Genomic DNA, 26,499 nt, shown 5'->3' with positions numbered 1-26,499 from the left:
TCCGGTTCGATGTCCGTTTGCCTGCCGAGGCTGCCGCCATACGGTCGGGACGTTTGCTTTCATTGACACCCCGGCGGTCCGGCCGTAGTTTTCTGCCATGCCGTACGCCCAAGCCCTGACCAAGGCGCATGAAGCCTTTTTGACCGATCTGTTTCCCGGAGACGGGTGTCTGCTCACGCCCGAGGCAATGAACGTGTTCGCCACGGACGCGGGCCGCGAGCGGGCCATGCCCCTGGCGGTCGTCCGGCCGGAGAATCGCGGGCAGGTGGCCGAGCTGTTGCGCTGGGCCGATGCAGAGCGCATGCCCGTGGTTCCCCGGGCGCGGGCCACCAACCAGGTGGGCGCGGTGGTGCCGATCCATGGCGGGGTGGTGGTCTCCCTGCTGCGCATGAACACGATCATCGACATCGACGGGCAAGACTTCGCGGCGGTGCTCCAGCCCGGCGTGGTCACTGCGGACCTCCAGGCCGCGTGCGCGAAACAACGGCTTTTCTATCCACCCGACCCGGCCAGCGTGAAGACTTCCACCGTGGGCGGCAACATCGCCACCTGCGCGGGCGGGCTCCGGGCCGTGAAGTACGGCGTGACCCGCGACTGGGTGCTCGGCCTGGAAGCGGTCCTGCCCGGCGGACGCATCCTGACCATGGGCGGCCGGGCGCACAAGGACGTGGTCGGCCTGGACCTGAAGCGGCTCTTTGTCGGCTCGGCGGGCAAGCTCGGCCTGATCACCGAGGTGACGGTCAAGTTGGTGCCCCTGCCCGAGGCCTCGGCCTCGGTGCTGGTCGGCTTCCGCGACCTGGCCACCTGCATGGACGGGGCCCGGGCCGTGTTCCGGGCCGGGCTGCTGCCGTCGGCCTGCGAGTTCATGGACGGGACGGTCCTGGACGTGGTGCGCATGGGCAACGACATCCCGGTGGCGCAGAAGGCCAAGGGCGCGCTCCTGTTCAAGGTGGACGGCACGAGCGAAGGGGTGGACGCCGAGGTCCGGCGGCTGACGCAGGCGCTCGACGCCGTGCGTCCCCTGTCCGTGGAAGTGGGCGTCGACGAGGCCGAGGAGGCCATCTGGGACGTGCGGCGTTCCATCTCGCCCGGCTCCTACCGGCTGCGGCCCGACAAGGTGTCCGAGGACATCGCCGTGCCGCGCTCCAAGGTCGGCGAGCTCGTGGAGACCATCCACCGCACCGGCGACGAATACGGCCTGCCCGTGCTCTGCTACGGCCATCTGGGCGACGGCAACATCCACGCCAACATCATGTTCGACGGCGCGGCAGAGGGCGAACGGGCCACGGCCCACACGATCAAGGACGAATTGTTCCGGCTGGCCCTGCGCCTCGGCGGCACCATCTCCGGCGAGCACGGCACCGGGCTGGCCAAGGCCTCGTTTGTGCCCGAGCAGCTCTCGGCGGACGAGTTGCGGATCATGGCGGACATCAAAAAGGTTTTCGATCCCAACGACATCATGAACCCCGGAAAGGGGTGGTAGCCGTATTGTCCATGCGGCACCGTCTGCTGCGTTGCTGCGGCAAATCCGGACCCTCGCGTATGCGGAATACGCCACGGCCCCGGATTTCACTTGCGCCTTGCAGCCGATACCACCTGAACAATACGGCACCGTTGTCAATCCGCGTCGGTACGAGTTAGGACATAGGCCATGTCGAATCACTGCATCTTGTGCGGCAAGTGCATGGAAGTGTGTCCGCTTCTGCGCGCCACCAACCGCGAGGAACTGAGCCCGCGCGCCAAGGCCGAGTTGTGCCGCGTGCTGGCGGAGAATCCCGGCGAGTTGTCCGAGGTCGAGGCGGCCCGGCTGGCCGGGTTGTGCCTGGGCTGCGGCCGGTGCGCCGAGGTCTGTTCCCAGGGCGTGGACGTACCCGCGCTGGTGGCCGGACTGCGCGGCGCGCACCCTGATTTCAAGGCGTGGCTGTGGAAGACATGGCTGACCCGCGCCAAACAGCTCTGGCCCGCCGGTTCGGCAGCGGCCAAGCTCATTCCCCATGCGTTTCACACCGAAAAGCTCGGCCCCATGCTCAAGATGCTGGCCGGGATGTCGGGCGGCCCCGGCCTGGACCCGTTTGTCGAGATCGAGAAATATCCCGATACATGGCGCGGCGAGCGGATGCTCCTGTTCGCGGGCTGCACCGCGAACTTCGTGCAGGGGCGCTGGCTCATGGCCGCGCTCAAGCTCCTGGACGGGCTGGGCGTGGACGTCATTTCCGGCGACTTCGCCTGCTGCGGCTCGGGTCTCAAGTGCGCGGGTTTCGAGGAAGAGAGCCGGGAGATGGCCGAGAAGAACGTGGCGGTCTGGCGCGAGGCGGGCAGGCCCAAGATCGTCACCTTCTGCACCTCCTGCCTGGCCGGTCTGAAAGGATACGCCGGGTGTTTTGAAGACGAGGCGGAGTGCACGTTCTGGTTGGAATCCATGTTTCCGTTATCGATTGGTTTACATGATGTGCGCTTCATGATAACCGACAACCTGCCGAAAACGTTGGGCTATCACCACCCCTGCCACGCGGGGAAGGCGGACCCGGACCGGGCGCTGCTCACCACAATGCTCGGAGACCGGCTGGTCGCGGCCACGGACAGGCAGTGCTGCGGCTTCGGCGGCGTCATGCGGTTGGCCGCGCCCGGCGCCACCGACCCGGTCAATCGCGAGTGCTGGGCCGCGCTTGACGGCGCGGAGGTCCTGCTCACGGGCTGCTCCGCCTGTCTGGCCCAGCTTTCGGCAACCGCCCCGGAAGGGGTGATGGTGGGACACTGGTTGGAAATCATGAGGTAGGTATACATGTCGGACAAGATTTCTCCTGTTGCGGTGGTCAAGGAAGCGCTGGCGGTCAGTTGGGCCAGGAAGGGAACACTCGTGGGGGTGATGATTCTCGGCATAATGCCGTCCCTGCTGATGGTGGGGATTCAATTGGCCTATCCCGACCTGGCGGCGGTCGTGGGCATCGTAGGGTTTGCCTGTGTGATGGTGGTGAGTTGCTTCGTTTATGTGATGCTGAACCACACGGCTATCTCCCAGATGCGCGGTGAGGATGACTTTTTCCCAAAGAACATGGTGTTGGCCATGTGGCGCGTTTTTGTTCGCGGGCTCATCGCGTATCTGGGAATGGCCCTGCCTATGCTGATAGGAATGCTGCCGTTCATTCTGATAATTCTGTACGGGGCGGGGCCGGGCGGGGAAATCAGCACCGGCCTGTTCACCGCAGGTGTCATTTTCGCATTCATTGGTTGGTTGGCGGGATTCGGGCTGATGCTTCGACTGGCCGTCATGATCCCGGGCGCAGCTACGGGCCGGGTCGTTAAAGTCAAAGAGGCGCTGGCCATGACCAAAGGGCATGTCTGGCGGATGGTCGGTTCGCTGGTGATGACGATTTTGCCGATGATCGTGCTGCAAATTTTGTTCGTGACGGTGCTTGGTCCATCCGGCGGCGAGGCCCAGGACGGAGGTTTTCCCGTGCTCCCCTTTATCCTGTTGCTGGCGGTGGCTTGTATCGTTTCTCTCGTGGCTTTCGTCACTTTGCCTGTCTGGTACGAAAAACTTCGGCTGCGGCAGGAGGCGATGGCGTCTGCTCCGTCCGCCGAATAGTGGCATAACCCATTCCGTTTTCCAGAGGCCGTCCGTTTTACGGGCGGCCTTCCTTGTGCTATCCCCTTTCGGTCGGGAAAATCCCGTTTTTCACCCGACTGTCGTTGACTTTCCGGCTCATGACTATATGTACGGAATCAGCGGCGGGGCGTCGGCCCCGTCTTTTTGCACGCCGGTAGGTACATAACTCTTCAGGAGACCACGTATAATGCTGAAAATGCTCTTCGGTTCCAAGAACGACCGATATCTCAAGAAGCTCAACCCGATCATCGAGCAGGTCAATGCGCTCGAACCGCAGATGGAAGCCCTGTCCGACGCGGACTTCCCGGCCAGGATCGCCGAGTGGAAGGAACAGGTAGCCGCAGGCGAAAAGACCCTGGACGACCTGCTGCCCGAGTGCTTCGCGCTGGTGCGCGAGGCGGGCAGACGCGCCTTTGACCCGCCCATGCGCCACTTCGACGTGCAGCTTATCGGCGGCATGGTCCTGCACCAGGGCAAGATCGCGGAAATGAAGACCGGTGAGGGCAAGACGCTGGTCGCCACCCTGGCCGTGGTGCTCAATGCCCTGTCCGGCAAGGGCGTGCACGTGGTCACGGTCAACGACTACCTGGCCGCGCGCGACGCCGAGTGGATGGGCCAGCTGTACAACTTCCTGGGCCTGACCTACGGCGTGATCGTGCACGGCCTCAACGACCAGGAGCGCCAGGCCGCCTACGCCGCGGACATCACCTACGGCACCAACAACGAATTCGGCTTCGACTACCTGCGCGACAACATGAAGTTCTACAAGGAGCAGCTGGTCCAGCGGCCCCTGAACTTCGCCATCGTGGATGAGGTGGACTCCATCCTCATCGACGAGGCGCGGACCCCGCTGATCATCTCCGGTCCCGGCGAGAAATCCTCGGGCCTCTACCGCCGCATCGACGCCATCGTGCCCAAGCTCAAGAAGTCCTCGCCCACGGACCCCGAGGACAAGGACGCCGTCCCGGACGGCGATTTCGTGCTCGACGAGAAGACCAAGGCCATCACCCTGACCGACGCGGGCGTGGAGAAGATCGAGAAGCTCCTGGAAGTGGACAACCTGTTCGATCCGCAGAACATCTCGCTGCAGCACCACGTGCTCCAGGCGGTCAAGGCCCACTACTGCTTCCTCAAGGACGTGGAATACATCGTCAAGGACAACCAGGTGGTGCTGGTGGACGAGTTCACCGGCCGCCTCATGCCGGGCCGCCGCTTATCCGACGGGCTGCACCAGGCCATCGAGGCCAAGGAGAACGTCAAGGTCGAGGCCGAGAACCAGACGCTCGCGTCCATCACCTTCCAGAATTTCTTCCGCATGTACGACAAGCTGGCGGGCATGACCGGCACCGCCGACACCGAGGCCGTGGAGTTCAACCAGATCTACGGGCTCGAGGTCATCGTCATCCCCACCAACCAGAAGATGATCCGCAAGGACAACCCCGACGCCATCTACAAGACCCAGGAGCAGAAGTACCAGGCCATTGCCGAGGACATCGAGGACTGCTACCGGCGCGGCCAGCCCACGCTGGTGGGCACCGTGTCCATCGAGAAGTCCGAGCTGCTCTCCCACCTGCTCAAGAAGCGCAAGGTCCCGCACAACGTGCTCAACGCCAAGCAGCACGAACGGGAAGCCGAGATCGTGCTCGAGGCGGGCCAGAAGAAGAAGGTCACCATCGCCACCAACATGGCGGGCCGAGGCACGGACATCAAGCTGGGCGAGGGCGTCCGGGAACTGGGCGGGCTGCACATCATCGGCACCGAGCGCCACGAGTCCCGGCGCATCGACAACCAGCTTCGCGGCCGTTCCGGCCGTCAGGGCGACCCGGGCTCCTCCCGCTTCTACCTGGCCCTGGACGACGACCTCATGCGGCTGTTCGGCTCCGACCGCCTGACCGGCATCATGGAGAAGCTCGGTCTGGAAGACGGCATGGCCATCGAGAACAAGATGGTCAGCAACGCCATCGAGAAATCACAGACCCGCGTGGAAGGCCACCACTACGAAATCCGCAAGCAGCTGCTCGAATACGACGACGTCATGAACCAGCAGCGCGAGGCCATCTACGGCCTGCGCCACGACCTGATGAAGGCCGAGACCGTGGAGGAGATCGCCCGCGAGTACGCCACCGATCTCCTGGAGGACATCCTGGAGCCGGCCCTGGCCATGAAGGGCGAGGACCAGGAGGTGGTCGACTCCGTGCGCGCGCGGCTGGAAGAGGTGTTCAATTTCGAACGGTTCAAGGAGTGGCCGGACGTTTCCCTGCCCGCCCGCGAACAGGCCGACGCATGGGTCGAGGAAATCTTCGGCTACCTGCGCGCCTCCACCGGCGATCACTACGAGCCCATCCTGCGCTACTTCCTGCTCGATTCGCTCGACCGCAACTGGAAGGAGCACCTGCTGAACATGGACCACCTGCGCGACGGCATCGGGTTGCGCGGCTACGGCCAGAAGGACCCCAAGCAGGAGTACAAGCGCGAGGGGTTCGCGCTCTTCTCCGAGCTGGTCTACACCATCAAGGAGAACGCCATGCGCGCCTTCTCCCACCTGCGCATCGAGGCCGAGGTCAAGGACGAGGAGTTCAAGCACGAGGGCTCCGAGGACCTGGAATACACGGACCACGAGTCCGCCAAGGAAAAGAAACCGGCCACGGTCAAGAAGGACCCCAAGGTCTCCCGCAACGCCCCCTGCCCCTGCGGCAGCGGCAAGAAATACAAGAAGTGCTGCGGCGCGTAATCAGATAGACATTCAATTCATAAACGCCCGGTTCGGCAAAAGCCGAGCCGGGCGTTCGTGTTTCGGAAATCGAAAAAGGAATATGCGGATGCCCCGCCGGGGACACCCGCATATCAACCACTATCCTTCAACCGGTTCGAGGAAAATCAGTCCTTGGGCCGGACCTTGCTCTTGACCGTGTTGATGCGTTCCTCGGCCGCGTCCATGGGCTCGGCGCGGCCCGCCATGACCTTGGCAGCCATGGCCCAGACATCGGCCATTTCGGCCTTGGTCAGGTCGTACCCCTTGGCGGTGATATATGCTTCCATCCCGGCCTGGTCCCGGATGGTCATGGCCTCGGCCAGCATGTCCGGCTTGGACATGACGTCGTTGACCAGCCGTGAAACTTCTTCCTGGCTCATGCCCGCTCCTTTTATTTCGTGGGCACCTTGACGCAGGTCACGCTGTTCTTGGGAGAGCCTTCCACCACCCGGTCGCTGTAGACCAGGTAGATGATCACGTCCCGTTTCTGGTCGTAGAAGCGGACCACCTGCATGGACTTGAATATCAGGGACGTGCCCTTTTTGAACACCCTTTCCCCGTCCGCCTTGCCGGACCGGATGCGCTCCGGGACGACGATGTCGTCCGTGCACAGACACTCGATGGAAGCGTCGGACGTGTCCTCGGCCACGCCGAGCATGCCCTTGACCCCGCCCTTGCGCGCCCGGCTCAGGTAGCAGGACACGCCCGGGATGTCGGGATCGTCGAAGGCCTCGACCACGATGTCGTCGTCACGGGACAGCAGACGGAACACGGTGTCCACTGTGCCGATGACCTCCGGCGTGGCAGCGGTTGGCACCACGGCGCAGAGCAGCAGCGCGAGCGGCAAAACGCGGAAAAATCGGCTGAAAAATGGACGCCGTTCAGTCTTGAGAAAATCTAGAGATTTCATAGACCGTTATATAGCAACGGTTCCCGGGGAATGCAAGGGGGTGGGGATTCAGGCGCAGGGGGGCGGTTGATCTGAAGAAAAAGGGGGAGCGGGGCAATGCCCCGCTCCCCCTTTGCGTTGCTTTTTTGGGGATTCCTTACGCCGTCGCTTCCTTCTTCGCCTTGCGTTCTGCCGCCCGTCGCTTCATGCCGTGCTGCAGGGAGCAGAGGCAAGGGACCACCACCAGGGTGAGGAGGGTGGCCACGCCCAGGCCGAAGATCACGGCCACGGCCATGGGGCCCCACCACTGGGAGGTCTCGGAGCCCATGTCCAGGCGGAAGTTGATGAAGTCGAAGCTCACGCCCGTGGCCATGGGCACCAGGCCCAGCACCGTGGTGATGGCCGTCAGCATGACCGGACGGAACCGGGTCAGGCCCGCCTCGATGATGGCGTCGCGGGCCTCGATGCCGGACTCCTTGAGCTGCTCGTAGTAGTCGATGAGCACGATGGCGTTGTTGACCACCACGCCCGCCAGCGAGAGCACGCCCACGCCGGTCATGATCACGCCGAAGGCCGTGCCCGTTATGAGCAGGCCGAGCATGACGCCGCCGAGCGACAGGATGACCGAGGTCAGGATGATGAACGGCGTGGTCATGGAGTTGAACTGGGTGACCAGCACGATGAAGATCAGGAACAGGGCGGCCACGAAGGCGCGCTCCAGGAACGCGGAGGCGTTGTCCTGCTCCTCCTGCTCGCCGGTGAACTTGTAGGAATAGCCGCGCGGGAACTCGAACCCGGCCAGTCGGTCGTTGATGTCCTTGATCACGTCCGTGGCCAAACGGCCGGACACGTCTGCGGACACGGTGACCACCCGTTTCTGGTCGATGCGGTTGATGCCGCCCAGGCCGCCGCCCAGGGACACGGTGGCCAAGGAGGTGATGGGCACGGGCCGGCCGTCCGGGCCGGAGACCGTGATGCGCTTGATGTCTTCCAGGGAACTGCGGCTCTTCTTGGGCAGCCGGGCCACGATGTCGTATTCGTCCTTGCCTTCGCGGTATACGCCCACCTTGAACCCGTTGACCGAGGTCTTCACGGTCTGGGCGATGGTGGAGGCGCTGACGCCCATGAGGGCGGCCTTTTCCTTGTCCACGTCAACGCGGATCTCGGGCTTGCCCGCCACGAAGTCGTCCTTGAGGTCCACCATGCCGGGCACGTCCGCGATCATGCGCTTTATCCTCTGGGCCATCTCGCCCAGGGTGCGCAGGTCCGTGCCGGTGATTTCCATGTTCACGGGATCGCCTGTGGGCGGGCCCATCTTCTCGGGCTCCACGCGCACTTCCGCGCCCCGGATGGCGGCCTGGAGCCTTGAGCGCAACTCGTCGGTGATCTCCGGCGAGGTGCGGGACCGGTCCTGGATGTCCACGAAGTCGAGCTTGACCAGGGAGTAGTGGGTGCCGATCTCGTCCGAGGCGCCGGATTCGCCGGTGTTGGCGATGACGTACTCGATGTCCGGGTACTCGGCGGCCATTTTCTCCACCACCTTGACGTATTCGTCCGAGGCGTCGAGGTTGGTGCCCACCGGGGCCTTGATCTTGACTTCCACCCGCTTGGGATCGGTGTTGGGCAAGAATTCCACGCCCTTGCCGAACATGCCGAAGGCTAGGGTGGACACGACCAGCAGGGCAAAGGACATGCCCAGGATGGTAAAGCGGTGGTCCAGGGACCAGACCAGCACCGGGCGGTATATGTCCTTGAGGCGCTCCATCATGCGGTCGATCATGGACGGCTTCAGGTCCTTTCCGGTCTTGGGGATGCCCTGGAACTTGGCTGACAGCACCGGGTTGATGACCAGGGCGATGAACAGGGAGGCGAACAGGGCGATGATGACCGTGATGGGCAGGTAGCTCATGAACTGGCCCATGATGCCGGGCCAGAAGATCATGGGCAGGAACGCGCCCACCGTGGTCAGGGTGGAGGCGATGACCGGCCAGGCCACCTCGTCGGATGCGTCGCGCGCGGCCTGGAGCCGGGTCTTGCCCATCTGCATGTGGCGGTAGATGTTCTCCACCACCACGATGCCGTTGTCCACGAGCATGCCCAGGCTCAGGATGAGCGAGAAGAGCACGACCATGTTCAGGGTGAACGAGATGGCGTCGAGCACGGCGAAGGTGATCAGCATGGACACCGGGATGGCCAGGGACACGAACACGGCCGAGCGTCCGCCGATGAAGGCGAAGACCACCACCAGCACCAGCAGCAGGCCGGTGATGATGTTGTTCTCCAGGTCCTTGATCATGTTGCGGATGTCCTGGGACTTGTCGGCGGTCAGGTTGATGGTCAGCGAGGGGGGCAGGATTTCCTGCTCTTCCTTGATGATCTGCTTCACCGCGTCGTTGATCTCGATGATGTTTTCGCCCGCCCGCTTCTTGACCGCGATGGTCACGGACTGGTCTCCGTTGAACCGGCTGACGGAGGTCGGGTCCGCGTAGTGGTCGCGGATGGTGGCCACGTCGCGCAGGTACACGGGCTTGCCGTCGTGGGAGTAGACGATGATGTTGAATATCTCGTCCGGGGTCTTGAAGTCCGCAGGCACGCGCACCAGGTACTTGGCCTTGCCGATCTCCACGGACCCGCCCGGGGTGTTGACGTTGGCTGCGGATACGGCGTCGAGGAGGGAGGAGACCGGGATGTTGTAGTAGGCCACCCGGTCCATGTCGAACTCGACGTGAATCTCGCGGTCCAGTCCGCCGATGACGTCGGCGTCGAGCACGCCCTGGATGGATTCGATGCGGTCTTCCAGGGTTTCGGCAAAGACCTTGAGCCGTTTCAGGGAGAACGGCCCGGACAGGACCACGTTCAGGATGGGCTGCTCGGACAGGTTGACCTCGTTGATGGTCGGGTCGTCGGGCAGGTCGGCGGGCAGGTCCGGCTTGGCCTGGTCCACCTTGTCGCGCACCTTCTGCAGGGCGTCGTCGATGTCCACGCCGGGGTTGAATTCAACCTTGATCAGCGACACGCCGTCGTCCGAGATGGAGGATATCTCCTTGGTGTCGGACAATCCCTTGAGCTTGCGCTCCAGCGGCATGGTGACCAGGGTCTCCATGTCCTCCGGGGCCACGCCCTCGAAGTTGGTCTGCACGAAGATGTACGGGATGGTGATGTCCGGCTCGTCCTCTCGCGGCAGGGCGGCGTATGCGGCCATTCCGGCGATGATGATGAAGAGCAGCAGCACGATGACCGTGGACTGCCGATTCAGTGCGGCTCTGTTGATGATCATTTCGTTTCCACCCTGGTGCCGTCCTCGACCATGGTGTGGCCGGACACGATGAGTTCGTCGCCGGCCTTCAGGCCCCTGGTCACCTGGACGAGGTCGTCGCTGACCACGCCGATCTCGATGGTCCGGGCGCGGGCCGTGCCGTTCTCGTTGACGTAGAGCAGCCGTTCGCCGCCCTGGTTGATGACGGCGTAGAGCGGGGCGGTCACGGCGTCTTCAATGGTGCGCCGCTCAAGGGACACGCGGGCGAGCATGCCCGCGCGGATGGCCCCGTCCAGGTTGTCGGTCAGCACGCGGGTCTCGAAGGTCTTGGACGTGGCGTCCGCCTTGAACGAGATGAATTCCACCACGCCGTCCCAGGTGCGGCCGGGGATGGCGTCCACGGTCACGGTCACCTTCTGGTCCTTTTTGATGTAGGGGATGTCCATCTCGGGCACGTTGATGGTCACGCGGATGAGGGTCGGGTCCACGATGTCCACCACGGGGCTGCCCTCGCTCAACCGTTCGCCCTGGTCCACGTGCAGCTTGTTGACGATGCCCGAGACCGGGGCGCGGATCACGCCGTTGTCCACGCTGACCTGCATCTCGCGCAGGGATGCGTCGGACTCTTCCAGCTTGGCGGCCATCTCGTCGAATTCCTCCTGGGCCAGGACGCCCTTTTCCAGCAGCTCGCGGCGTCGGCGGAGCTGCTCGGCGGCCAGCTCCCGGGAGGCCTTGGCCTGGTCGAGGCGGGCGCCGCTGGAGGCCACGTCCACGCGGGCGACGATCGCGCCCTTTTCGACCCGGTCGCCTTCATGGACGCCCAGCCACTTGACCGTGCCTGCGGAATCCGAGGACACGGACACGTCCTCGTCCGGCTCGGTCTCGCCGGGCAGGGTCAGGATGTCCTTCAGGGGAATCGGGGTCACGGTCACGGTTTCCACCTTGACCACCCGTTCGTGCTCCACTGCCTTGGCCTTGGATTCCTCGCCGTCGCAACCGGCCAGGGTCAATCCCATGGCAAGGGAGACGAGGATCATGAGGGGGATGAATTTATTCTCAAGCATTGTATTTCTCTTTGATGGCTTTGAGTCCGCCCAGGGCGAACGTGGCAAGAAAGTTCGTGGTATGGTCCAGGTCTTCCTCGGTCTGGATGGTGAATTGGGGGTCGTCCAGGGCCCGGAGGAAATAGTGAACGCTCAGCGAGGTGGCGGCCATGGCCGCGTCGGCCACCACGGCCATGTCTTCGCAGCCGCCGAGCAGTTCCTGTAGAACGGGGAAGAGGATCTCTTCCTCCACTTCCTTGTGACATCTGAACACTTCGGGGTCATGGTCCTCCGAGCTCAGCTCCTGAATGATCTGCCGGGCCTGGTTGAGCTGGACGCCGTCGGGGTCGTTGGCCTTGCACATGTAGCTGAGTTCCGCGCGCAGGTACTGCCGGTATTTCTCTTCCGGGCTCTTGAGGGACGTCATGCTTTCGCGCAATCCGGTCTTTTCCATGTAGTCGTCCATCCAGTGGGCGAGCACCTTGTAATAGAGGTTCTGCTTGTCGCGGAAATGGTAGTTGATGGCCGCAACGTTCACGTCCGCCCTGGTGCAGATGTCCCGGACCGTGGTCTTGTCGAATCCCTTGATCGAGAACTCGGCGCTGGCGGCGGCAAGAATTCTGTCGCGGGTTGAGTCTTTGCTCATTGGTCTCTCCAAATGTGCGATTAAATCGTCATTTCAAACAGCGTTTGAAGGGCTCATATAGAGATGGCCCGTGCGGTTGTCAACAGGAAAATCAAACATCGTTTGAAATGGTGTTTCGTCGGGTTGCGCCACGGCATCCGGCCACGTGTTCCCGGCGCGGGGACAGGGATAAAGAACTCGACGGACCCGTGCCGCGCATGCTACTGAATCCGCAAAAAAGAAAGGGGCTTTTCGGTTTCTTTCTTTTTTCCCGCCCGGCTACCCTGACTATGTTGGTCAAGGCCATTTCCCACCGGGCGGTTTTTTCCATTTTTATCCCGGGAGATTGTTCATGGAAAAGTTAGACAAGCAGGCGCTCCAGGTGGCCAAGGAAGTGGTCATCAAGTTCATCGAGGTGGGGCGCATCTCGCCTTCCAACTTCGGGCAGAATTTCGACGTCATCTACAAGGACATCATGCGTACCATCACCGGCGAAACCGCAGGCGACGGCTCCCGTGAGGAAGAGCTGGTCGAAAAGGCGGACAAGGCCGAATAGATGACCCGTCCGGAATGTGAATCCCACACCGGGGCCACCACCCACACCGAGCATGGCGAGCGCGTCGCCGCCATGTTCGGCCGCATCGCCGGGTGGTATGATTTCCTCAACCACGCCCTGAGCGGCGGGCAGGACATCTTCTGGCGCTACCGGTTGGCCAAGGCGGCCCGCCCGGAACCGGGCGGCATGGTCCTGGACCTGGCCGCCGGGACCATGGACGTGTCCGTGGAGCTGCTCCGGCAGTATCCCGGGTGCACGGTGGCGGCCCTTGATTTCGCCCTGCCCATGCTGGAGAACGGCAAGCGCAAGAAGCTCAGGGAAGGGCGCGAAGAGCGCATCTTCCCGGTCCAGGCCGACGGCCGGGCCCTGCCCCTGCCGGACAATTCCATGTCCGCAGCCACCATCGCCTTCGGCATCCGCAACATCCTGCCCCGCGAGGAGGCCTACGCCGAGTTCATGCGTGTGCTCAAGCCCGGCGCGCGGCTGTGCATCCTGGAGTTCGGCACCGGGTCCAAGCGGGTCTGGAAGGGGCTGTACAATTTCTACCTGGAAAAGCTGCTGCCGTTCATCGGCGACCGCATCTCCGGCGACCCCGGCGCCTACCGCTACCTGGCGGAGACCATCAAGTCCTTCCCGGACGAGCGGGCCTTGGGCGTCGAGCTGCTCAACGCCGGATTCGAGCGGGTCTACAACGTGCCCATGATGTCCGGCATCGTCTACCTGCACGTGGCCGAGAAGCCGCTTGGGAACGCCGCCCCCGCAGAGGCCGCGCCCAAAAAGAAGGCCGCGCCGAAAAAGGCGGCAGCCAAGGCGAAGAGACCGGCGGGCGGGAAGGGCGCTAAAAGTTCAGAGAGCGCCCGAAAGAAATAGTCAGGAGGCCGAGTATGATCGCGGTCAGCCCGACGAAGCGTAAAAACTTCGGTGGCTGGGTGGCAAAGGTCAGCAGCCATTTGGGCATGCGCTCGGCAAACAGGAAGTAGGGTATGCCCTCGAAAACGAAGGCAAGGCCTATTGCCATGATGAGAAGCGACCAGTCGATGTTCATGGTGGCCACACTGCCCCAAACGCGGGCCTGTGTCCACCGGGACGGAGAAACGGAGAGCATATGAGCATGATAACTTTCGACCAGTTGAAGAACGGTAAAGAGGCCGTCGGCGTGGTCGGCCTCGGTTACGTGGGGCTGCCCCTGGCCGTGGCCCTTGGCCGCCACTTCAGGGTGGTGGGCGTGGACGTGTCCGAAAAGCGCGTGGCCGAACTGAATGACCGCCTGGACCGGACCAACGAGGTGGATTTCGCCACCGTGGGCGAGGATGTGAACCTGAGCTTCACCGCCGACCTGTCCGCCCTGTCCGGAACGAAACTCATCCTGGTGGCCGTGCCCACACCCATCGACGAATTCCGTTCCCCGGACCTGCGGCCCGTCAAGTCCGCCAGCGCGTCTGTGGGCAGGCACCTCACTCCGGGCACGGTGGTGGTCTTCGAGTCCACGGTCTACCCCGGCCTGACCGAAGAGGTCTGCGTGCCCATCATGGAGGCCGAGTCCGGCCTCAAATGCGGTCGGGATTTCTGGGTGGGCTACTCCCCGGAGCGGATCAATCCCGGCGATCAGGTGCACCGGCTGGAGACCATCGTCAAGGTGGTGGCCGGGCAGGACGACGCCACGGGCAAATTGCTGGAGGACGTCTACGGCACCGTGGTCACGGCGGGCATCCACCGCGCCCCGGACATCCGCACCGCCGAGGCGGCCAAGGTCATCGAGAACACCCAGCGCGACCTGAACATCGCGCTCATGAACGAGCTGGCCCTGATCTTCGACACCATGGGCATCGACACCCTGGACGTGCTGGAGGCCGCGGGCACCAAATGGAATTTCCTTCCCTTCCGGCCCGGCCTGGTGGGCGGCCACTGCATCGGCGTGGACCCCTACTACCTGACCTTCAAGGCCGAGGCCATGGGGCTGCACCCCCACGTCATCCTGGCGGGCCGCGAGATCAACGACACCATGGGCAAGTTCATTGCCGAGTCGACCATCAAGCGGTTGATCCAGAACGATTGCAAGATCAAGGGCGCGCGCGTGGGCGTCCTCGGCCTGACCTTCAAGGAGAACGTGCCGGACCTGCGCAACACCCGCGTGGTGGATATCATCGAGGAGCTGGGCGATTACGGCGTTGATGTCCTGGTGCACGACGCCCAGGCGGACAGGGCGGAAGCCCGGGAAGAGCTGGGCATCGAATTGTGCGACCTCGCCGAGCTGCGCAACCTGGACGCCCTGATCCTGGCCGTGTCCCACGACCGGTACCGCGCCCTCTCCGTCAGGGAGATCAAGGGGTGGTTCGCCGACCCGGACAAGGGGTTGGTGGTGGATGTCAAAGGATTCTTCGACCGGGCCGAACTGGCCGTTGAAAACGTCGCCAGCTGGCGGCTCTAGGGGATTTGATGATCGTTGTTGCAACGGCCACGGTGAACGAGATGAAGGCGGCCTTTCCCGACGCGCCCGCTGTGGAGCAGGGCGGGGCCGTGGAATACGGATTCCAGGGCCGTGACCTGCTGCTCGCCGTGACCGGCGTGGGCGTGGTCAACGCGGCCCTGGCCGCCGGGAGGCTCCTGTCCCGTCCGGACGTGGACGGGATGGTCAACCTCGGCATCGCCGGGTCCTACAATCCCGAAGAGTATCCCCTGTTGTCCACCTGCTACGCCTGGCAGGAGACCTGGCCCGAATACGGGCTGCTGGACGAGGAGGGGAGCGTGGACCCCAAGGGCATCGGCTTTGCCCAGGGCACGGCGGGCAAGCAGATTGTCTGGAACCGGATCAAGCTCAATCCGGTCAACGATGCGGCGGGCATGGGCCTGACGCTGCGTGACGGCTGGCTGCGCGCTGCGGGCGTGACCGTGTCCGGCGTGACCGGGACCCCGGAGCGGGCCGGATGGCTCAAGCTGTCCTGCAACGCGGACATGGAAAACATGGAAGGGTTCGCCCTGGCCTACCCGTGCATGCAGGCAGGGCTGCCGTTTCTTGAGCTGCGGACGCTTTCCAATCTGGTGGGCTCCCGCGAGGCAGAGGACTGGGATCTCAAGGGCGCGCTCAAGGCCCTGAAAGATGCCGCTGCGGACCTTTTTTCGGGCTAACGCGGGACTTGCCCCGCACCCGGCAACCTGACATACTGAAACGATATGGAAGACCTCTTACGATATTTCCAACGGGAACTCCCCGGCATCAATGATTTTCTCGACAAGGAAGCCGATCAGCTGAGCGGTTTGGTCAGGGATGTGGCCAAGCACATCATCGGTTCGGGCGGCAAACGCATCCGGCCCATGATGACCCTGCTCTTCGCCCGCGCCTTCGGGTACGGCAAGGACGACTACCACGCCATTGCCTGCGCGCTGGAACTGCTCCATTCGGCAACCCTGCTGCACGACGACTACCTGGACGACGCCGAGCTCAGGCGCGGCAAGAAGGCCGCCCACCTGGTTTTCGGGCGGACCGAGACCATCCTGGCAGGCGACGCATTGCTCGCCCTGGCCAACGAGATGGGCGCGCGCTACGGCAACTCCCGGCTGTCCTGGCTGCTGGCCAGGGGCATCATGGAGACCGCCGTGGGCGAGATCGAGGAGATAGCCTTCTCCCGGAACCCGTCCCTGGACCGCGCCACCTACATGGAGATCATCATCGGCAAGACCGCGCGTCTCATCGAGTGCGCCTGCCGGTGCGGGGCCGCCCTGGCAGGGGCCACCCCGGAGCAGGAGGACGCCGCGGGCCGGTACGGCCTGAACGTGGGCATCGCCTTCCAGCTGGTGGACGACGCCCTGGATTACGCCTCGCCCACCAGCGAGACCGGCAAGCCCGAGGGCGGCGATCTCAAGGAGGGCAAGGTGACCCTGCCGCTGATCCTGCTCATGGAGGACGGCGACGAGGCCGGGAGCGAGGCGCTGCTCGATGCCCTCAAGGAGAAGTCCCTGAGCGAGGCCCAGTGCGAGGACGTGCTGGCCCAGGTGCGGGAAGGGCGCTACTCGGACAAGACCCGGGAGGAGGCCGCCCGCTATGTCGAGAAGGCCAAGGCGTGCCTGGACGGACTCGACTCCGTCGAGGAGGTGGCCGTGCTGAAGCAGGCCGCGGATTTCGTGCTGACCAGAACCAAGTGATTTTCAGGCCGGTTCCGAGGAAGGGACCGGCCTTTTGCATATTGAGAGGAGAGAGTAATCATGCTGTGCCGTGTACTTGTCGGTCTGAAGGAAAATGTGCGTGACGTGTTGGGCGAGAAGATCGCCCGCAAGATCACCGGAGAGCTGCACATGGACGTGGGCGGTGTGCGCATCGTCAACGTCTACACCCTGGAAGGGCTCGATCAGGCCCAGGTGGACCTCGCCCTGGAGCGGGCCGCCCTGCACGACCCCGTGCTGCACGAGGCGTCCCTTTCGCCGCTGGCCCGTGATTTCGACTGGATCATCGAGGTCGGCTTCCGGCCCGGCGTGACCGACAACGAGGGCCGCACCGCCAGGGAGACCCTGGGCGTGGTGCTGGGCCTGGACAAGAAGGCGCTTGAGGGCGTCAAGGTCTACACCTCCCGCCAGTATCTCATCACCGCCGACATGGCCGAGGGCGACATCAAACGCATCGGCAAGGACCTGCTTGCCAACGAGCTCATCCAGCGCTTCGAGTACAAATCCGCCGCCACCTGGACCACGGACCCCGGCTTCGAGGCCAAGGCCGCCCGGGTCACGGGCGAGGCGTCCGACGAGGTGAACATCATCCCCCTGTCCACCATGACGGATCAGGAGATGACGGACTTTTCCCGGGCCAACACCCTGGCCCTGTCCCTGCGCGAGATGCACGACATCCGGGCCTGGTACGCCGACCCGGCGGTGCAGGCCGAGCGCGCCAAGTTCGGCCTGGGCATCGACCCCACCGACGCCGAGATCGAGGTCCTGGCACAGACCTGGTCCGAGCACTGCAAGCACAAGATATTCTCCGCAAAGATCGCCTACGAGAACACCGAGACCGGCAAGATTTCCGAGCTGTCCAGCCTGTACAAGACCTTCATCCAGGGTTCCACCAAACAGATTCGCGAGCGCAACGCGGCCACCCGCGAGGGCGGCGACTACTGCCTGTCCGTGTTCAAGGACAATGCGGGCGTGATCTCCTTTTCCGACTCCATCAACGTCTGCGTGAAGATGGAGACCCACAACTCCCCGTCCGCGCTCGACCCCTACGGCGGGGCCCTGACCGGCATCGTGGGCGTCAACCGCGACCCCATGGGCACCGGCATCGGCGCCAACCTGCTGTGCAACACCGACGTGTTCTGCTTTGCCGATCCCTTCTACGAGGGCGAGCTGCCGCCCAGGCTGCTCCACCCGCGCCGGGTGTTCGAGGGCGTGCGCGAGGGCGTTGAGCACGGCGGCAACAAGTCCGGCATCCCCACCGTGAACGGGTCCATCGTCTTTGACGAGCGTTATTTCGGCAAGCCGCTGGTCTACTGCGGCACCATCGGCACCATGCCCGTCACCGTGGCCGGCAGGCCGTCCCACGAGAAGTGCGCCATGTCCGGCGATTTCATCGTCATGTCCGGTGGCCGCATCGGCGCGGACGGCATCCACGGCGCGACCTTCTCCTCCGAGGAGCTGCACGAGGGCTCCCCGGCCACGGCCGTCCAGATCGGCGACCCCATCACCCAGCGCAAGATGTACGATTTCCTGATGCGCGCCCGCGACCGGGGCCTCTACAACGCCATCACCGACAACGGCGCGGGCGGGCTGTCCTCGTCCGTGGGCGAGATGGCCGAGGACTCGGGCGGCTTCGACATGGACCTGGCCAAGGCCCCCCTCAAGTACGACGGCCTGCGGCCCTGGGAGATTCTCATCTCCGAGGCCCAGGAGCGCATGACCATGGCCGTGCCGCCCGAGAAGCTGGACGAGTTCATGGCACTGAGCGCGGAGATGGACGTGGAGTCCACCGTGCTCGGCAACTTCACCGACTCCGGCAAGTACCTGGTCCGGTACGGCGACAAGATCGTTACCTGCCTGGATATGGATTTTCTGCACAACGGCGTGCCCCAGATGGAATTGACGGCCACCTGGGAGCGTCCGGTCCACGACCGCGACGAGGTCCCGGTTCCCGCCGACCAGAACGGGCTGCTCAAGAACATGCTGGGCCGCCTGAACATCTGCTCCAAGGAGTACGTGGTGCGCCAGTACGACCACGAGGTACAGGGCCGGTCCGCGGTCAAGCCCATGGTGGGCGTCAAGGCTGACGGCCCGTCCGACGCGGGCGTGGTGCGCCCGGAATACGGTTCGGATAAGGGATTGGTCATCTCCCACGGCATCTGCCCGCAGTTTTCCGATTACGACACCTACTGGATGATGGCCAACGCCATTGACGAAGGCATCCGCAACGCCGTGGCCGTGGGCGGCGACGTCAACTACATGGCCGGTTGCGACAATTTCTGCTGGTGCGATCCCGTGCAGTCCGAAACCACCCCCGACGGACAGTACAAGCTCGCCCAGCTGGTGCGTGCCAACCAGGCCCTGGCCCACTATTGCCTCGGCTTCGGCGTGCCCTGCGTGTCCGGCAAGGACTCCATGAAGAACGACTACAAGGGCGGCGGCCACAAGATATCCATCCCTCCCACCGTGCTCTTCTCGGTCATCGGCGTCATCCCGGACGTGAACAAGTGCATGACCTCGGATTTCAAGAGAGAGGGCGACCTGATCTACGTGCTCGGCCTGACCCGCCCCGAACTGGGCGGCTCCGAGGTGGCCGACGAACTGGGCTTCTCCAATCCCGACGCACCCCAGGTGGACCTCCTGTCCGCCAAGGCCCGTTACGAAGCCGTGTTCGCGGCCTCGCAGCAGGGACTGATCTCCGCCTGCCACGACTGCTCGGACGGCGGGCTGGGCGTGGCCCTGGCCGAGATGTGCATCGGAGGCAGGCTGGGCGCGGAAGTCGACCTGGACGCTGTGCCGACCTGCGGCGACATGAACCTGACCGGCGTGCTCTATGCCGAGTCCGCCAGCCGGTTCGTCGTCACCGTGAAACCGGCGGACCGGGCGGCCTTTGAGGCCCTTTTTGCCGGGCAAATCCTCGGCTTGATCGGGCAGGTCTCAAATGCCCCTAAATTAATTGCAAAATATGCCGAAGAGACAGTGCTGAACGAGGAGGTCGGAGCCTTGGCCCAGGCGTTCAAGGCAACACTCGATTGGTAGTGGTTGTTGTCGGTTTGAGAACAATAACTGCTTTACCTGATTGAAAAATACCTCTATAAGTTCTAAGCAATAGTAATGGCGGCTTGAGAGGTCTGCCGCCACACCAAGGATATCGCTACGGGGGTTGGTACATGTCTTTTTCTACTGTTTGGTCGAAAGGCTGTCTCATGTTCTTTGGGGCTGCCTTTTTTATCGCCGTCTGCATGGCCGGCACAGGCCGCACGAACTCCGGGCAGTTCGTCGGGTCTGCGGCATGCGAGGAATGTCACGAAACCGAGTATGGTAATTTCAAGCAATTCGCCAAAAAGGCCCACTCCGGCGAATCGGTCAAGCTCATGTCGGGTGACCTGACCGAAGAGGAACTCAAGGAGTGTTTCCACTGTCACGTGACGGGCTATGGCCAGCCGGGCGGCTTCGTCAGCTTTGAAGAGACTCCGGGCATGGCCGACTGCGGCTGTGAGGTCTGTCACGGACCGGGGTACGACCACGTGGAATCCGGGGGCGACTCCGAATTGATCAAGGGGTCGCTGGACATGGCGGATTGCCAGACATGCCACAACCCGGAACGGGTCGAGGCATTTGACTTCAAGCCGCTGTTGTACGGCGGGGCGCACTAGGGAGGGCGTATGAATTTCATCAAGAAATCCCTGGGCGTCAAGGTTTCCCTGCTGTCGTCCGTATTGACCATCGTCGCCTTCACGGGCCTGTTCGTGTATACGTCCATTTCCACCAAAGACCACACCCTGCATGAGGTCGAGGCCGCAGCCGAGCGTGTGGCCGACATGCTCTACATCGCCATCGAGGACCCCATGGCCGTCGGCGACAACGAGGGCACCGAGATCAAATTCCTGCAGATGGCGGAACGGTATCCGGATACCATGGTCTACCTGACGGACTACAAGGGCGAGGTCACGTATTCGACCGTCTCCGGAGCCATCCGCAAGTCCATTTTCGAGGAACGTTCTGAAAACGGCCTGCCGGGCATGATCCAGAACAGCCTGGACGAAAAGATGCGTTCCGGCGAGCTCATGGAGATCAACGGCAAGCTCCATTTCGCCGAGGTCAAGTCCATTGAGAACAACCCGTTCTGCTACCACTGCCACGGAGGCACCCGGAAGATTCTGGGCACCATGGTCGTGGCCGTTGACGTCAGCCCGCAATTCGAGGCCCTGAAGAACAATCAGTTCAGGTCCGCAGGCATCTCGGCGCTCGGCGTCATCGCCCTGCTGGCCGCCCTGATCATCTTCATGCGCCAGTCGGTCATCAAGCCCATCACCTCCATCGCGGCCACGGCCGAGGAAGTGGCCAAGGGCGACCTGGATGCCCAGTTCCACGTCAAGGGACAGGACGAGATGGCCAGCCTGGCCGGGTATCTGACGGCCATGGTGGACCAGATCAAGAACCAGCTTCAATACAACCAGTCCGTCCTGAACGGCATCGTGGTTCCCCTGTTCGTCACCGATGCGGCCATGACGTTCCAGTTCATCAATCCGCCCCTGCAGCGGATTCTCGGGTTTGTGGAAGACGAGGTGAAGGGACGGCCCGTGTCCGAAATCTTCACCTGCGACGACGAGGAAGCCGGGACCTGCGAGGCCGACAAGGTCATGATCACCGGAGAGCCGGTCACCGGGCGTTTCCTCTATCCCCGAAAGGACGGCGTGACCTTCCCGCTGCTCTTCGAGGCTTCCCCGCTCAAGGACGCCGAGGGCGAGACCGTGGGCGTCATCTGCGTGCTCATCGACCTCAGCCGCGAGGAAGAGGACAAGAAGAATATCGAACTGCAGCGCCAGAACCTTCTGGAAGTGGCCAACGAGGTCACCGAGGTCGCCAACAAGCTCAACGAGGCGTCCGACGAACTGTCTTCGCAGATGGACCAGTTGGCCAGCGGCGTGGACACCACCGCCGATCAGACCGGCCAGGTGGCCACGGCCATGGAAGAGATGAACGCCACGGTCCTGGAGGTTGCCAAGAACGCCTCCGAGACCGCCGAGGCGTCCGGCCAGGCCAACAAGGTGGCGGCCGACGGCGGCATCGTGGTGGGCAAGACCGTGGACGAGATCAACGCGGTCGCGCGGACCACGGAGAACCTGGCCGAGGCCCTGAGCGCCCTGTCCAGCCGGGCCGAAAACATCGGCAAGGTCATGGCGGTCATCAACGACATCGCGGACCAGACCAACCTGCTTGCGCTGAACGCGGCCATCGAGGCCGCCCGTGCGGGCGAGGCCGGTCGGGGCTTTGCGGTGGTTGCCGACGAAGTCCGCAAGCTGGCGGAAAAGACCATGGACGCCACCAAGGAAGTGGAGGGCGCCATCTCTCTCATCCAGCAGTCCACCTCGGACGTGGTCAAGGAGATGGACACCGCCAGGGAGCGCGTGGTCAAGACCTCGGGCATGGCCCAGGAAGCGGGCGGTGTTCTCGAAGAGATCGTCAAGCATTCCAACACCATTGCCGATATGGTCAACGGCATCGCCACGGCGGCCGAGGAGCAGTCCAGCACCTCGGATGAGATCAACACCCGCGTCACGCAGATCAACAATCTGTCCCAGGAAATCCTGGCCGGGATCAACGACTCCAACCGCGGTATCCAAGTGGTGTCGGGCATGGCACAGAACCTTGCCGGCCTGGTGGCCAAGTTCCGCAACTAGCATCGATCAACACAAAAGGGCGGCCCGAGTTTTCGGGCCGCCCTTTTTTATGTGGGGTTGATAACGATTCCGCCTATTCATTGCGTGAGTCCTTATTGGGTTAAGGCATTTGCAGGAAAGGACTTTCTGTTGTAGGGGAATACTGCGCCGGTAAGCTGGCGTGGGGAGCTTGACTTTTCGACAACAAAAGAATAGTAATTGTTATCGAATTTTTTCGAAGGAGTTCTTATGGCGCATGAAATGGGATTTAGGCTTTCCAAGCAAAGGAAAGTTATTCTTGAAGAGTTAAGGAAGGTTAAAAGCCATCCTACCGCTGATGAAGTATATGACATGGTGCGAAAGATCATCCCGAGAATAAGCCTGGGAACGGTCTACCGCAACCTGGAGTTTCTTTCCAGCAAAGGCCTCGTCTTGAAGCTGGGCGCACCGGGTGAGCAGAAGCGGTTCGACGGGACACCTGACCCGCACCCGCATATCCGTTGCGAGGTTTGCACCGCCGTGGCCGATGTCGAATGCGAGATCGAGATTCCCGATATCCCCGAGTCCTGCACGGGCGGCTACAGGATTTTGAACACCAACGTCGAGTTTGTGGGCATTTGCCCCAAGTGCCAAAAGACGCAGCAGTAACGCCACTGCTTCCGATATTTCAAGGCCGGTCACACAACCGTGTGACCGGCTTTTCTTTTTTTCTTCAGGGTCTTGACATAGCGCGCACTGCTTATTAGTAATAGTTCTCACAAAGTGAATTGACGCCGCCATGAATGCAATGTTTTGACAACGGCGGCCGATTGGGAACAAAATAATACGACAGCGCATCGATTTTGATGTAAGAAACGGTGAAAGTCCAAAAAGGAGAACATGTATGTCACTTAAAGGCACCCGGACGGAAAAGAACCTTTTGACCGCTTTTTGCGGGGAATCCCAGGCCCGCAACAAATACAATTATTTCGCAAGTGTGGCCAAGAAAGAAGGCTACGTCCAGATATTCAGGATTTTTGAAGAGACCGCCAATCACGAGAAGGAACACGCCAAGCGGCTGTTCAAGTTCCTTGAGGGCGGCGACGCCGAGATCACGGCCACCTTCCCGGCGGGCAAGATCGGCACGACCCTGGAGAACCTCTACGCCGCTGCCGAGGGCGAGAACGAGGAGTGGCAGCACATGTACCCCGAATTCGCCAAGATCGCCCGGGAAGAGGGCTTTGCCGAAATCGCCGCAGTCATGGAAAACATCGCCGTGGCCGAGTCCTACCACGAAGAACGTTACAAGGCCCTGATCGCCAATATCGAGGCCGACAGGGTTTTCAAGAAGGATGAAGAGATCGTCTGGCGCTGCCAGAACTGCGGGTACAATCACAAGGGCACGACCGCCCCGGTGAAATGCCCCGCCTGCGATCATCCCCAGGCCCATTTCGAGATGAAGGACACCAACTGGTAAACCAGCACAAGGAGAAACGACATGGCAATCAAACTGGGTGAAGTGTACAAATGTGAAGTGTGCGGCAATATCGTCATGGCCATCCACGAGGGCGGCGGCGACCTGGTCTGCTGCGGACAGGAAATGAAACTGATGACCGAAAACACCGTTGATGCCGCCAAGGAAAAGCACGTCCCGGTCTGGACCAAGGACGGCGACAAGATCACCGTCAAGGTCGGCGACGTGGCCCATCCCATGGAAGAGAAGCATTACATCGAATGGATCGAGGTCCAGATCGGCGAGACCGTCCTGACCAAGATGCTCAAGCCCGGCGAAGCCCCGGAAGCCGAGTTCTGCGTCTGCGGGCTGTCCGGTGACATCAAGGTCCGCGAGTACTGCAACCTCCACGGGCTCTGGAAAGCTTAAAAGGGCGATGGCGGCGCATCTGCCGCAGTGCTGCGGACATCGCTGTAGGGGGACTACAGCTTCGCCCTTGCGCCTTGCACCTGCACCACTCCCGACCTTTTAAGCAGGACCATTCGTGAGTTAATGATGGGCGGGCCCGGCGGCCCGCCTTTTTGCCCTCTGCGCAAGCGGGGGAGAGCAGCGAGGAAAATTTATGGCTCTGCCTGAAGAGATGTACCAATGCCAGACCGTCAATTGCGGTTATATCTACAACCCCGACAAGGGCGACCGGAAGGGGAAGATTCCCAAGGGAACCAAGTTCGAGGACCTGCCGGACGAGTGGCGGTGCCCCATCTGCGGCGGGACCAAGAATTGTTTCAGGCCGCTCATGGGCCCCGGCTCCACCAAGGCCGACTGTGAATTGCCTGTGGAAACAGACCCTGACAAGTTGACAGCCGTCGCGGCTGCTGCGAACATGCCCGACCAAAAGGAGAGAGATCCCATGCAGAAATACGTTTGCGAAATTTGTGGCTATGTGTACGACCCCGAGGTGGGTGACCCCGATTCCGACATCCCCGCCGGCACCAGCTTCGACGACCTGCCGGACGATTGGACCTGCCCCATCTGCGGCGCTACCAAGGAAAGCTTCGTCCCGGAAGACTAGTCTTCCGGACATGTCGGTGATGAGGAAGCGCGTTCCGGTCAGATCGCGCTTCTTTTGGATTTGGGAATTGATTGACCGTTCAATGTGGAGCATTGCATGAAACCTGTCGAAATAAAGAAAGATGTATACTGGATTGGTGCGGTGGACTGGAACCGCCGCAACTTCCACGGCTATTCCGTGGCCCCCATGGGCACCACCTACAACAACTATCTGATCATGGACGAGAAGGTCACCCTGGTCGACACCGTGGCCGAGGAGTTCTGGGGCACGCTCCAGTGCAACCTGGCCAACGTGCTCGGCGACAGGAAGATCGACTATATCGTCGTCAACCACCTGGAACCGGATCATTCCGGTTGCCTCGCCAAGGTGGTGGAAAAATACAAGCCCGAGAAGATCTACACCTCTCCCATGGGCCAGAAGGCCATGGAGGCGCACTTCCACTACAAGGACTGGCCCGTCGAGGTCGTGCCCACCGGCAGCGAGATCAACATCGGCAAGCGCACGCTGACCTTTGTCGAGACCCGCATGCTGCACTGGCCCGACGCCATGCTGACCTACTGCCCGGAGGAGAAGATCGCCTTCACCAACGACGCATTCGGCCAGAACTGGGCCACCAGCGAACGCTGGGCGGACGAGGTGGACCGCGCCAAGCTGGAAGAGCTGATGCGCTTCTACTACGCCAACATCGTGCTGCCCTACTCCCCGGTGGTCCTCAAGACCCTGGCCGCGCTCAAGGAGATGAACCTCGAATTCGACATGATCTGCCCGGACCACGGGCTCATGTTCCGGGGTGACGACTGCGCATGGGCCATGGAGAAATACCAGCAGTACGCCGAGCAGAAGCCAAAGAACAGGGCGGTCATCATCTACGACACCATGTGGCATTCCACCGAGAAGATGGCCAAGGCCGTGGCGGCCGGACTGGCGGACGAGGGCGTTTCCGTGCGTCTCATGTCCATGAAGTCCAACCATCATTCCGAGGTCATGCTGGAGGTGTTCGACGCCGCCGCCGTTATCGTCGGGTCCCCGACCCACAACAACGGCATCCTGCCGCTCATGGCCGACATGCTGACCTACATGAAGGGACTGCGGCCCCAGAACAAGATCGGCTCGGCCATCGGCTCCTTCGGCTGGTCCGGCGAGTGCGTCAAGGTCCTCACCCAGTGGCTGGAGGACATGAGCATGGAAGTGGTGGAGCCGGTCAAGACCAAGTTCGTGCCCGATCACGACGCCATGGAGAAGTGCTACGAGCAGGGCAAGGCCATTGCCGCTGCGGTCAAGGCCAAGCTTGGGTAAGCGGCTGTCCATAGCGGCCCGATTGCTGCGTTGCTGCGGTCAAAGAGCGTCCTCGCGTATTGGGATACGCTGCGGTACTCTTTGACCTTGCGCCTTGCACTCGAACCACTCTGAACAGCCTTGGCTGTTCGTCAGTAAAGATAAAAAGCC

23 protein-coding genes and 1 pseudogene are annotated in these 26,499 nt (G+C 62.5%); 18 read left to right on the top strand and 6 right to left on the bottom strand.

The window, feature by feature from the left end; genetic code table 11:
* The first annotated feature begins 97 nt into the window (after nt 1-97).
* The 4 genes from OO730_RS07145 to secA all read left to right on the top strand — a co-directional run bounded on the left by OO730_RS07145 (nt 98) and on the right by secA (nt 6,338).
* Nucleotides 98-1,483 (top strand): FAD-binding oxidoreductase, encoded by a 1,386-nt coding sequence (locus OO730_RS07145; RefSeq protein ID WP_264983894.1) that lies wholly within the window; start codon nt 98-100, stop codon nt 1,481-1,483.
* Nucleotides 1,484-1,651: 168 nt separating this feature from the next.
* Nucleotides 1,652-2,776, top strand: coding sequence for a (Fe-S)-binding protein (locus OO730_RS07140; RefSeq protein ID WP_264983893.1), 1,125 nt, complete (start codon nt 1,652-1,654; stop codon nt 2,774-2,776).
* Between the two features lie 6 nt (nt 2,777-2,782).
* Nucleotides 2,783-3,586: a hypothetical protein gene (locus tag OO730_RS07135; RefSeq protein WP_264983892.1), complete on the top strand. Its 804-nt coding sequence runs from the start codon at nt 2,783-2,785 to the stop codon at nt 3,584-3,586.
* 208 nt (nt 3,587-3,794) lie between these two features.
* A complete protein-coding gene (secA, locus tag OO730_RS07130) occupies nt 3,795-6,338 on the top strand; it encodes a preprotein translocase subunit SecA (RefSeq protein WP_264983891.1) in 2,544 nt (847 codons plus the stop codon).
* Between the two features lie 146 nt (nt 6,339-6,484).
* Here the strand turns inward: secA and OO730_RS07125 are convergent, their stop codons facing one another.
* The 5 genes from OO730_RS07125 to OO730_RS07105 form a co-directional block, all read right to left on the bottom strand.
* Entirely contained in the window at nt 6,485-6,739 is a 255-nt protein-coding gene (locus tag OO730_RS07125; RefSeq protein ID WP_264983890.1) for a hypothetical protein, read from the bottom strand.
* 11 nt (nt 6,740-6,750) lie between these two features.
* A complete protein-coding gene (locus OO730_RS07120; protein WP_264983889.1) occupies nt 6,751-7,269 on the bottom strand; it encodes a CreA family protein in 519 nt (172 codons plus the stop codon).
* Between the two features lie 136 nt (nt 7,270-7,405).
* Nucleotides 7,406-10,525 (bottom strand): efflux RND transporter permease subunit, encoded by a 3,120-nt coding sequence (locus tag OO730_RS07115; protein ID WP_264983888.1) that lies wholly within the window; start codon nt 10,523-10,525, stop codon nt 7,406-7,408.
* The gene (locus OO730_RS07110) at nt 10,522-11,568 is read right to left on the bottom strand and encodes an efflux RND transporter periplasmic adaptor subunit (RefSeq protein ID WP_264983887.1); all 1,047 of its coding nucleotides are present in this window, start codon (nt 11,566-11,568) and stop codon (nt 10,522-10,524) included. The genes OO730_RS07115 and OO730_RS07110 overlap by 4 nt, the downstream gene beginning before the upstream one ends.
* Nucleotides 11,561-12,193, bottom strand: coding sequence for a TetR/AcrR family transcriptional regulator (locus tag OO730_RS07105; protein ID WP_264983886.1), 633 nt, complete (start codon nt 12,191-12,193; stop codon nt 11,561-11,563). Before OO730_RS07105 ends, OO730_RS07110 begins: the two co-directional genes overlap by 8 nt.
* 331 nt (nt 12,194-12,524) lie before the next feature.
* On the opposite strand from OO730_RS07105, the gene OO730_RS07100 reads away from it, so the two are divergent.
* A complete protein-coding gene (locus tag OO730_RS07100) occupies nt 12,525-12,728 on the top strand; it encodes a hypothetical protein (RefSeq protein WP_264983885.1) in 204 nt (67 codons plus the stop codon).
* Complete coding sequence (locus OO730_RS07095; RefSeq protein WP_264983884.1) at nt 12,729-13,598, top strand: ubiquinone/menaquinone biosynthesis methyltransferase; 870 nt, start codon at nt 12,729-12,731, stop codon at nt 13,596-13,598.
* Here OO730_RS07095 and OO730_RS07090 read toward each other — a convergent pair.
* On the bottom strand, nt 13,567-13,773 hold the full coding sequence (locus OO730_RS07090; RefSeq protein WP_264983883.1) for a DUF2065 domain-containing protein: 207 nt from the start codon (nt 13,771-13,773) through the stop codon (nt 13,567-13,569). The genes OO730_RS07095 and OO730_RS07090 overlap by 32 nt on opposite strands.
* Before the next feature lie 60 nt (nt 13,774-13,833).
* Here OO730_RS07090 and OO730_RS07085 point away from each other — a divergent pair, with 60 nt between their 5' ends.
* The 12 genes and pseudogenes from OO730_RS07085 to OO730_RS07030 all read left to right on the top strand — a co-directional run bounded on the left by OO730_RS07085 (nt 13,834) and on the right by OO730_RS07030 (nt 26,349).
* Nucleotides 13,834-15,156 (top strand): nucleotide sugar dehydrogenase, encoded by a 1,323-nt coding sequence (locus OO730_RS07085; RefSeq protein ID WP_407681912.1) that lies wholly within the window; start codon nt 13,834-13,836, stop codon nt 15,154-15,156.
* A gap of 8 nt (nt 15,157-15,164) precedes the next feature.
* A complete protein-coding gene (gene mqnB, locus OO730_RS07080; protein ID WP_264983882.1) occupies nt 15,165-15,854 on the top strand; it encodes a futalosine hydrolase in 690 nt (229 codons plus the stop codon).
* 45 nt (nt 15,855-15,899) lie between these two features.
* Entirely contained in the window at nt 15,900-16,868 is a 969-nt protein-coding gene (locus tag OO730_RS07075) for a polyprenyl synthetase family protein (protein WP_264983881.1), read from the top strand.
* A 60-nt stretch (nt 16,869-16,928) separates the two neighbouring features.
* The gene (locus OO730_RS07070; RefSeq protein WP_264983880.1) at nt 16,929-19,925 is read left to right on the top strand and encodes an AIR synthase-related protein; all 2,997 of its coding nucleotides are present in this window, start codon (nt 16,929-16,931) and stop codon (nt 19,923-19,925) included.
* A gap of 167 nt (nt 19,926-20,092) precedes the next feature.
* On the top strand, nt 20,093-20,542 hold the full coding sequence (locus OO730_RS07065) for a cytochrome c family protein (RefSeq protein WP_264983879.1): 450 nt from the start codon (nt 20,093-20,095) through the stop codon (nt 20,540-20,542).
* Nucleotides 20,543-20,551: 9 nt separating this feature from the next.
* The gene (locus OO730_RS07060; RefSeq protein WP_264983878.1) at nt 20,552-22,570 is read left to right on the top strand and encodes a methyl-accepting chemotaxis protein; all 2,019 of its coding nucleotides are present in this window, start codon (nt 20,552-20,554) and stop codon (nt 22,568-22,570) included.
* 228 nt (nt 22,571-22,798) lie between these two features.
* Nucleotides 22,799-23,197 carry a Fur family transcriptional regulator gene (locus OO730_RS07055; protein ID WP_264983877.1) on the top strand — a complete coding sequence of 133 codons (399 nt, stop codon included), beginning with the start codon at nt 22,799-22,801 and terminating at the stop codon, nt 23,195-23,197.
* A 235-nt stretch (nt 23,198-23,432) separates the two neighbouring features.
* Nucleotides 23,433-24,005, top strand: a complete 573-nt coding sequence (rbr, locus tag OO730_RS07050; RefSeq protein ID WP_264983876.1) for a rubrerythrin — start codon at nt 23,433-23,435, stop codon at nt 24,003-24,005.
* 21 nt (nt 24,006-24,026) lie between these two features.
* A complete protein-coding gene (locus tag OO730_RS07045) occupies nt 24,027-24,410 on the top strand; it encodes a desulfoferrodoxin (protein ID WP_264983875.1) in 384 nt (127 codons plus the stop codon).
* Between the two features lie 193 nt (nt 24,411-24,603).
* Nucleotides 24,604-24,816: pseudogene (locus OO730_RS16250) on the top strand (rubredoxin); the annotation flags it as partial.
* Between the two features lie 48 nt (nt 24,817-24,864).
* Nucleotides 24,865-25,053 carry a rubredoxin gene (gene rd, locus OO730_RS07035; RefSeq protein WP_407681920.1) on the top strand — a complete coding sequence of 63 codons (189 nt, stop codon included), beginning with the start codon at nt 24,865-24,867 and terminating at the stop codon, nt 25,051-25,053.
* Nucleotides 25,054-25,149: 96 nt separating this feature from the next.
* Nucleotides 25,150-26,349 (top strand): FprA family A-type flavoprotein, encoded by a 1,200-nt coding sequence (locus tag OO730_RS07030; protein WP_264983874.1) that lies wholly within the window; start codon nt 25,150-25,152, stop codon nt 26,347-26,349.
* Nucleotides 26,350-26,499 lie beyond the last annotated feature (150 nt).

Source organism: Pseudodesulfovibrio portus (genome assembly GCF_026000375.1).
Classification (GTDB): Bacteria; Desulfobacterota; Desulfovibrionia; order Desulfovibrionales; family Desulfovibrionaceae; genus Pseudodesulfovibrio; species Pseudodesulfovibrio portus.
The sequence above is the reverse complement of the archived record's forward strand: the minus strand, read 5'-3'. Positions and strand labels throughout refer to the sequence as shown.

Coding starts and splice junctions, on each gene's coding strand:
- secA (WP_264983891.1), top strand. CDS start 3,795: ATGCTGAAAATGCTCTTCGGTTCCAAGAACGACCGATATCTCAAGAAG.
- OO730_RS07120 (WP_264983889.1), bottom strand. CDS start 7,269: ATGAAATCTCTAGATTTTCTCAAGACTGAACGGCGTCCATTTTTCAGC.
- OO730_RS07090 (WP_264983883.1), bottom strand. CDS start 13,773: ATGAACATCGACTGGTCGCTTCTCATCATGGCAATAGGCCTTGCCTTC.
- OO730_RS07115 (WP_264983888.1), bottom strand. CDS start 10,525: ATGATCATCAACAGAGCCGCACTGAATCGGCAGTCCACGGTCATCGTG.
- OO730_RS07045 (WP_264983875.1), top strand. CDS start 24,027: ATGGCAATCAAACTGGGTGAAGTGTACAAATGTGAAGTGTGCGGCAAT.
- OO730_RS07140 (WP_264983893.1), top strand. CDS start 1,652: ATGTCGAATCACTGCATCTTGTGCGGCAAGTGCATGGAAGTGTGTCCG.
- mqnB (WP_264983882.1), top strand. CDS start 15,165: ATGATCGTTGTTGCAACGGCCACGGTGAACGAGATGAAGGCGGCCTTT.
- OO730_RS07105 (WP_264983886.1), bottom strand. CDS start 12,193: ATGAGCAAAGACTCAACCCGCGACAGAATTCTTGCCGCCGCCAGCGCC.
- OO730_RS07110 (WP_264983887.1), bottom strand. CDS start 11,568: ATGCTTGAGAATAAATTCATCCCCCTCATGATCCTCGTCTCCCTTGCC.
- OO730_RS07060 (WP_264983878.1), top strand. CDS start 20,552: ATGAATTTCATCAAGAAATCCCTGGGCGTCAAGGTTTCCCTGCTGTCG.
- OO730_RS07070 (WP_264983880.1), top strand. CDS start 16,929: ATGCTGTGCCGTGTACTTGTCGGTCTGAAGGAAAATGTGCGTGACGTG.
- OO730_RS07095 (WP_264983884.1), top strand. CDS start 12,729: ATGACCCGTCCGGAATGTGAATCCCACACCGGGGCCACCACCCACACC.
- OO730_RS07135 (WP_264983892.1), top strand. CDS start 2,783: ATGTCGGACAAGATTTCTCCTGTTGCGGTGGTCAAGGAAGCGCTGGCG.
- OO730_RS07030 (WP_264983874.1), top strand. CDS start 25,150: ATGAAACCTGTCGAAATAAAGAAAGATGTATACTGGATTGGTGCGGTG.
- OO730_RS07085 (WP_407681912.1), top strand. CDS start 13,834: ATGAGCATGATAACTTTCGACCAGTTGAAGAACGGTAAAGAGGCCGTC.
- OO730_RS07145 (WP_264983894.1), top strand. CDS start 98: ATGCCGTACGCCCAAGCCCTGACCAAGGCGCATGAAGCCTTTTTGACC.
- OO730_RS07055 (WP_264983877.1), top strand. CDS start 22,799: ATGGCGCATGAAATGGGATTTAGGCTTTCCAAGCAAAGGAAAGTTATT.
- OO730_RS07125 (WP_264983890.1), bottom strand. CDS start 6,739: ATGAGCCAGGAAGAAGTTTCACGGCTGGTCAACGACGTCATGTCCAAG.
- OO730_RS07065 (WP_264983879.1), top strand. CDS start 20,093: ATGTTCTTTGGGGCTGCCTTTTTTATCGCCGTCTGCATGGCCGGCACA.
- rd (WP_407681920.1), top strand. CDS start 24,865: ATGCCCGACCAAAAGGAGAGAGATCCCATGCAGAAATACGTTTGCGAA.
- OO730_RS07100 (WP_264983885.1), top strand. CDS start 12,525: ATGGAAAAGTTAGACAAGCAGGCGCTCCAGGTGGCCAAGGAAGTGGTC.
- rbr (WP_264983876.1), top strand. CDS start 23,433: ATGTCACTTAAAGGCACCCGGACGGAAAAGAACCTTTTGACCGCTTTT.
- OO730_RS07075 (WP_264983881.1), top strand. CDS start 15,900: ATGGAAGACCTCTTACGATATTTCCAACGGGAACTCCCCGGCATCAAT.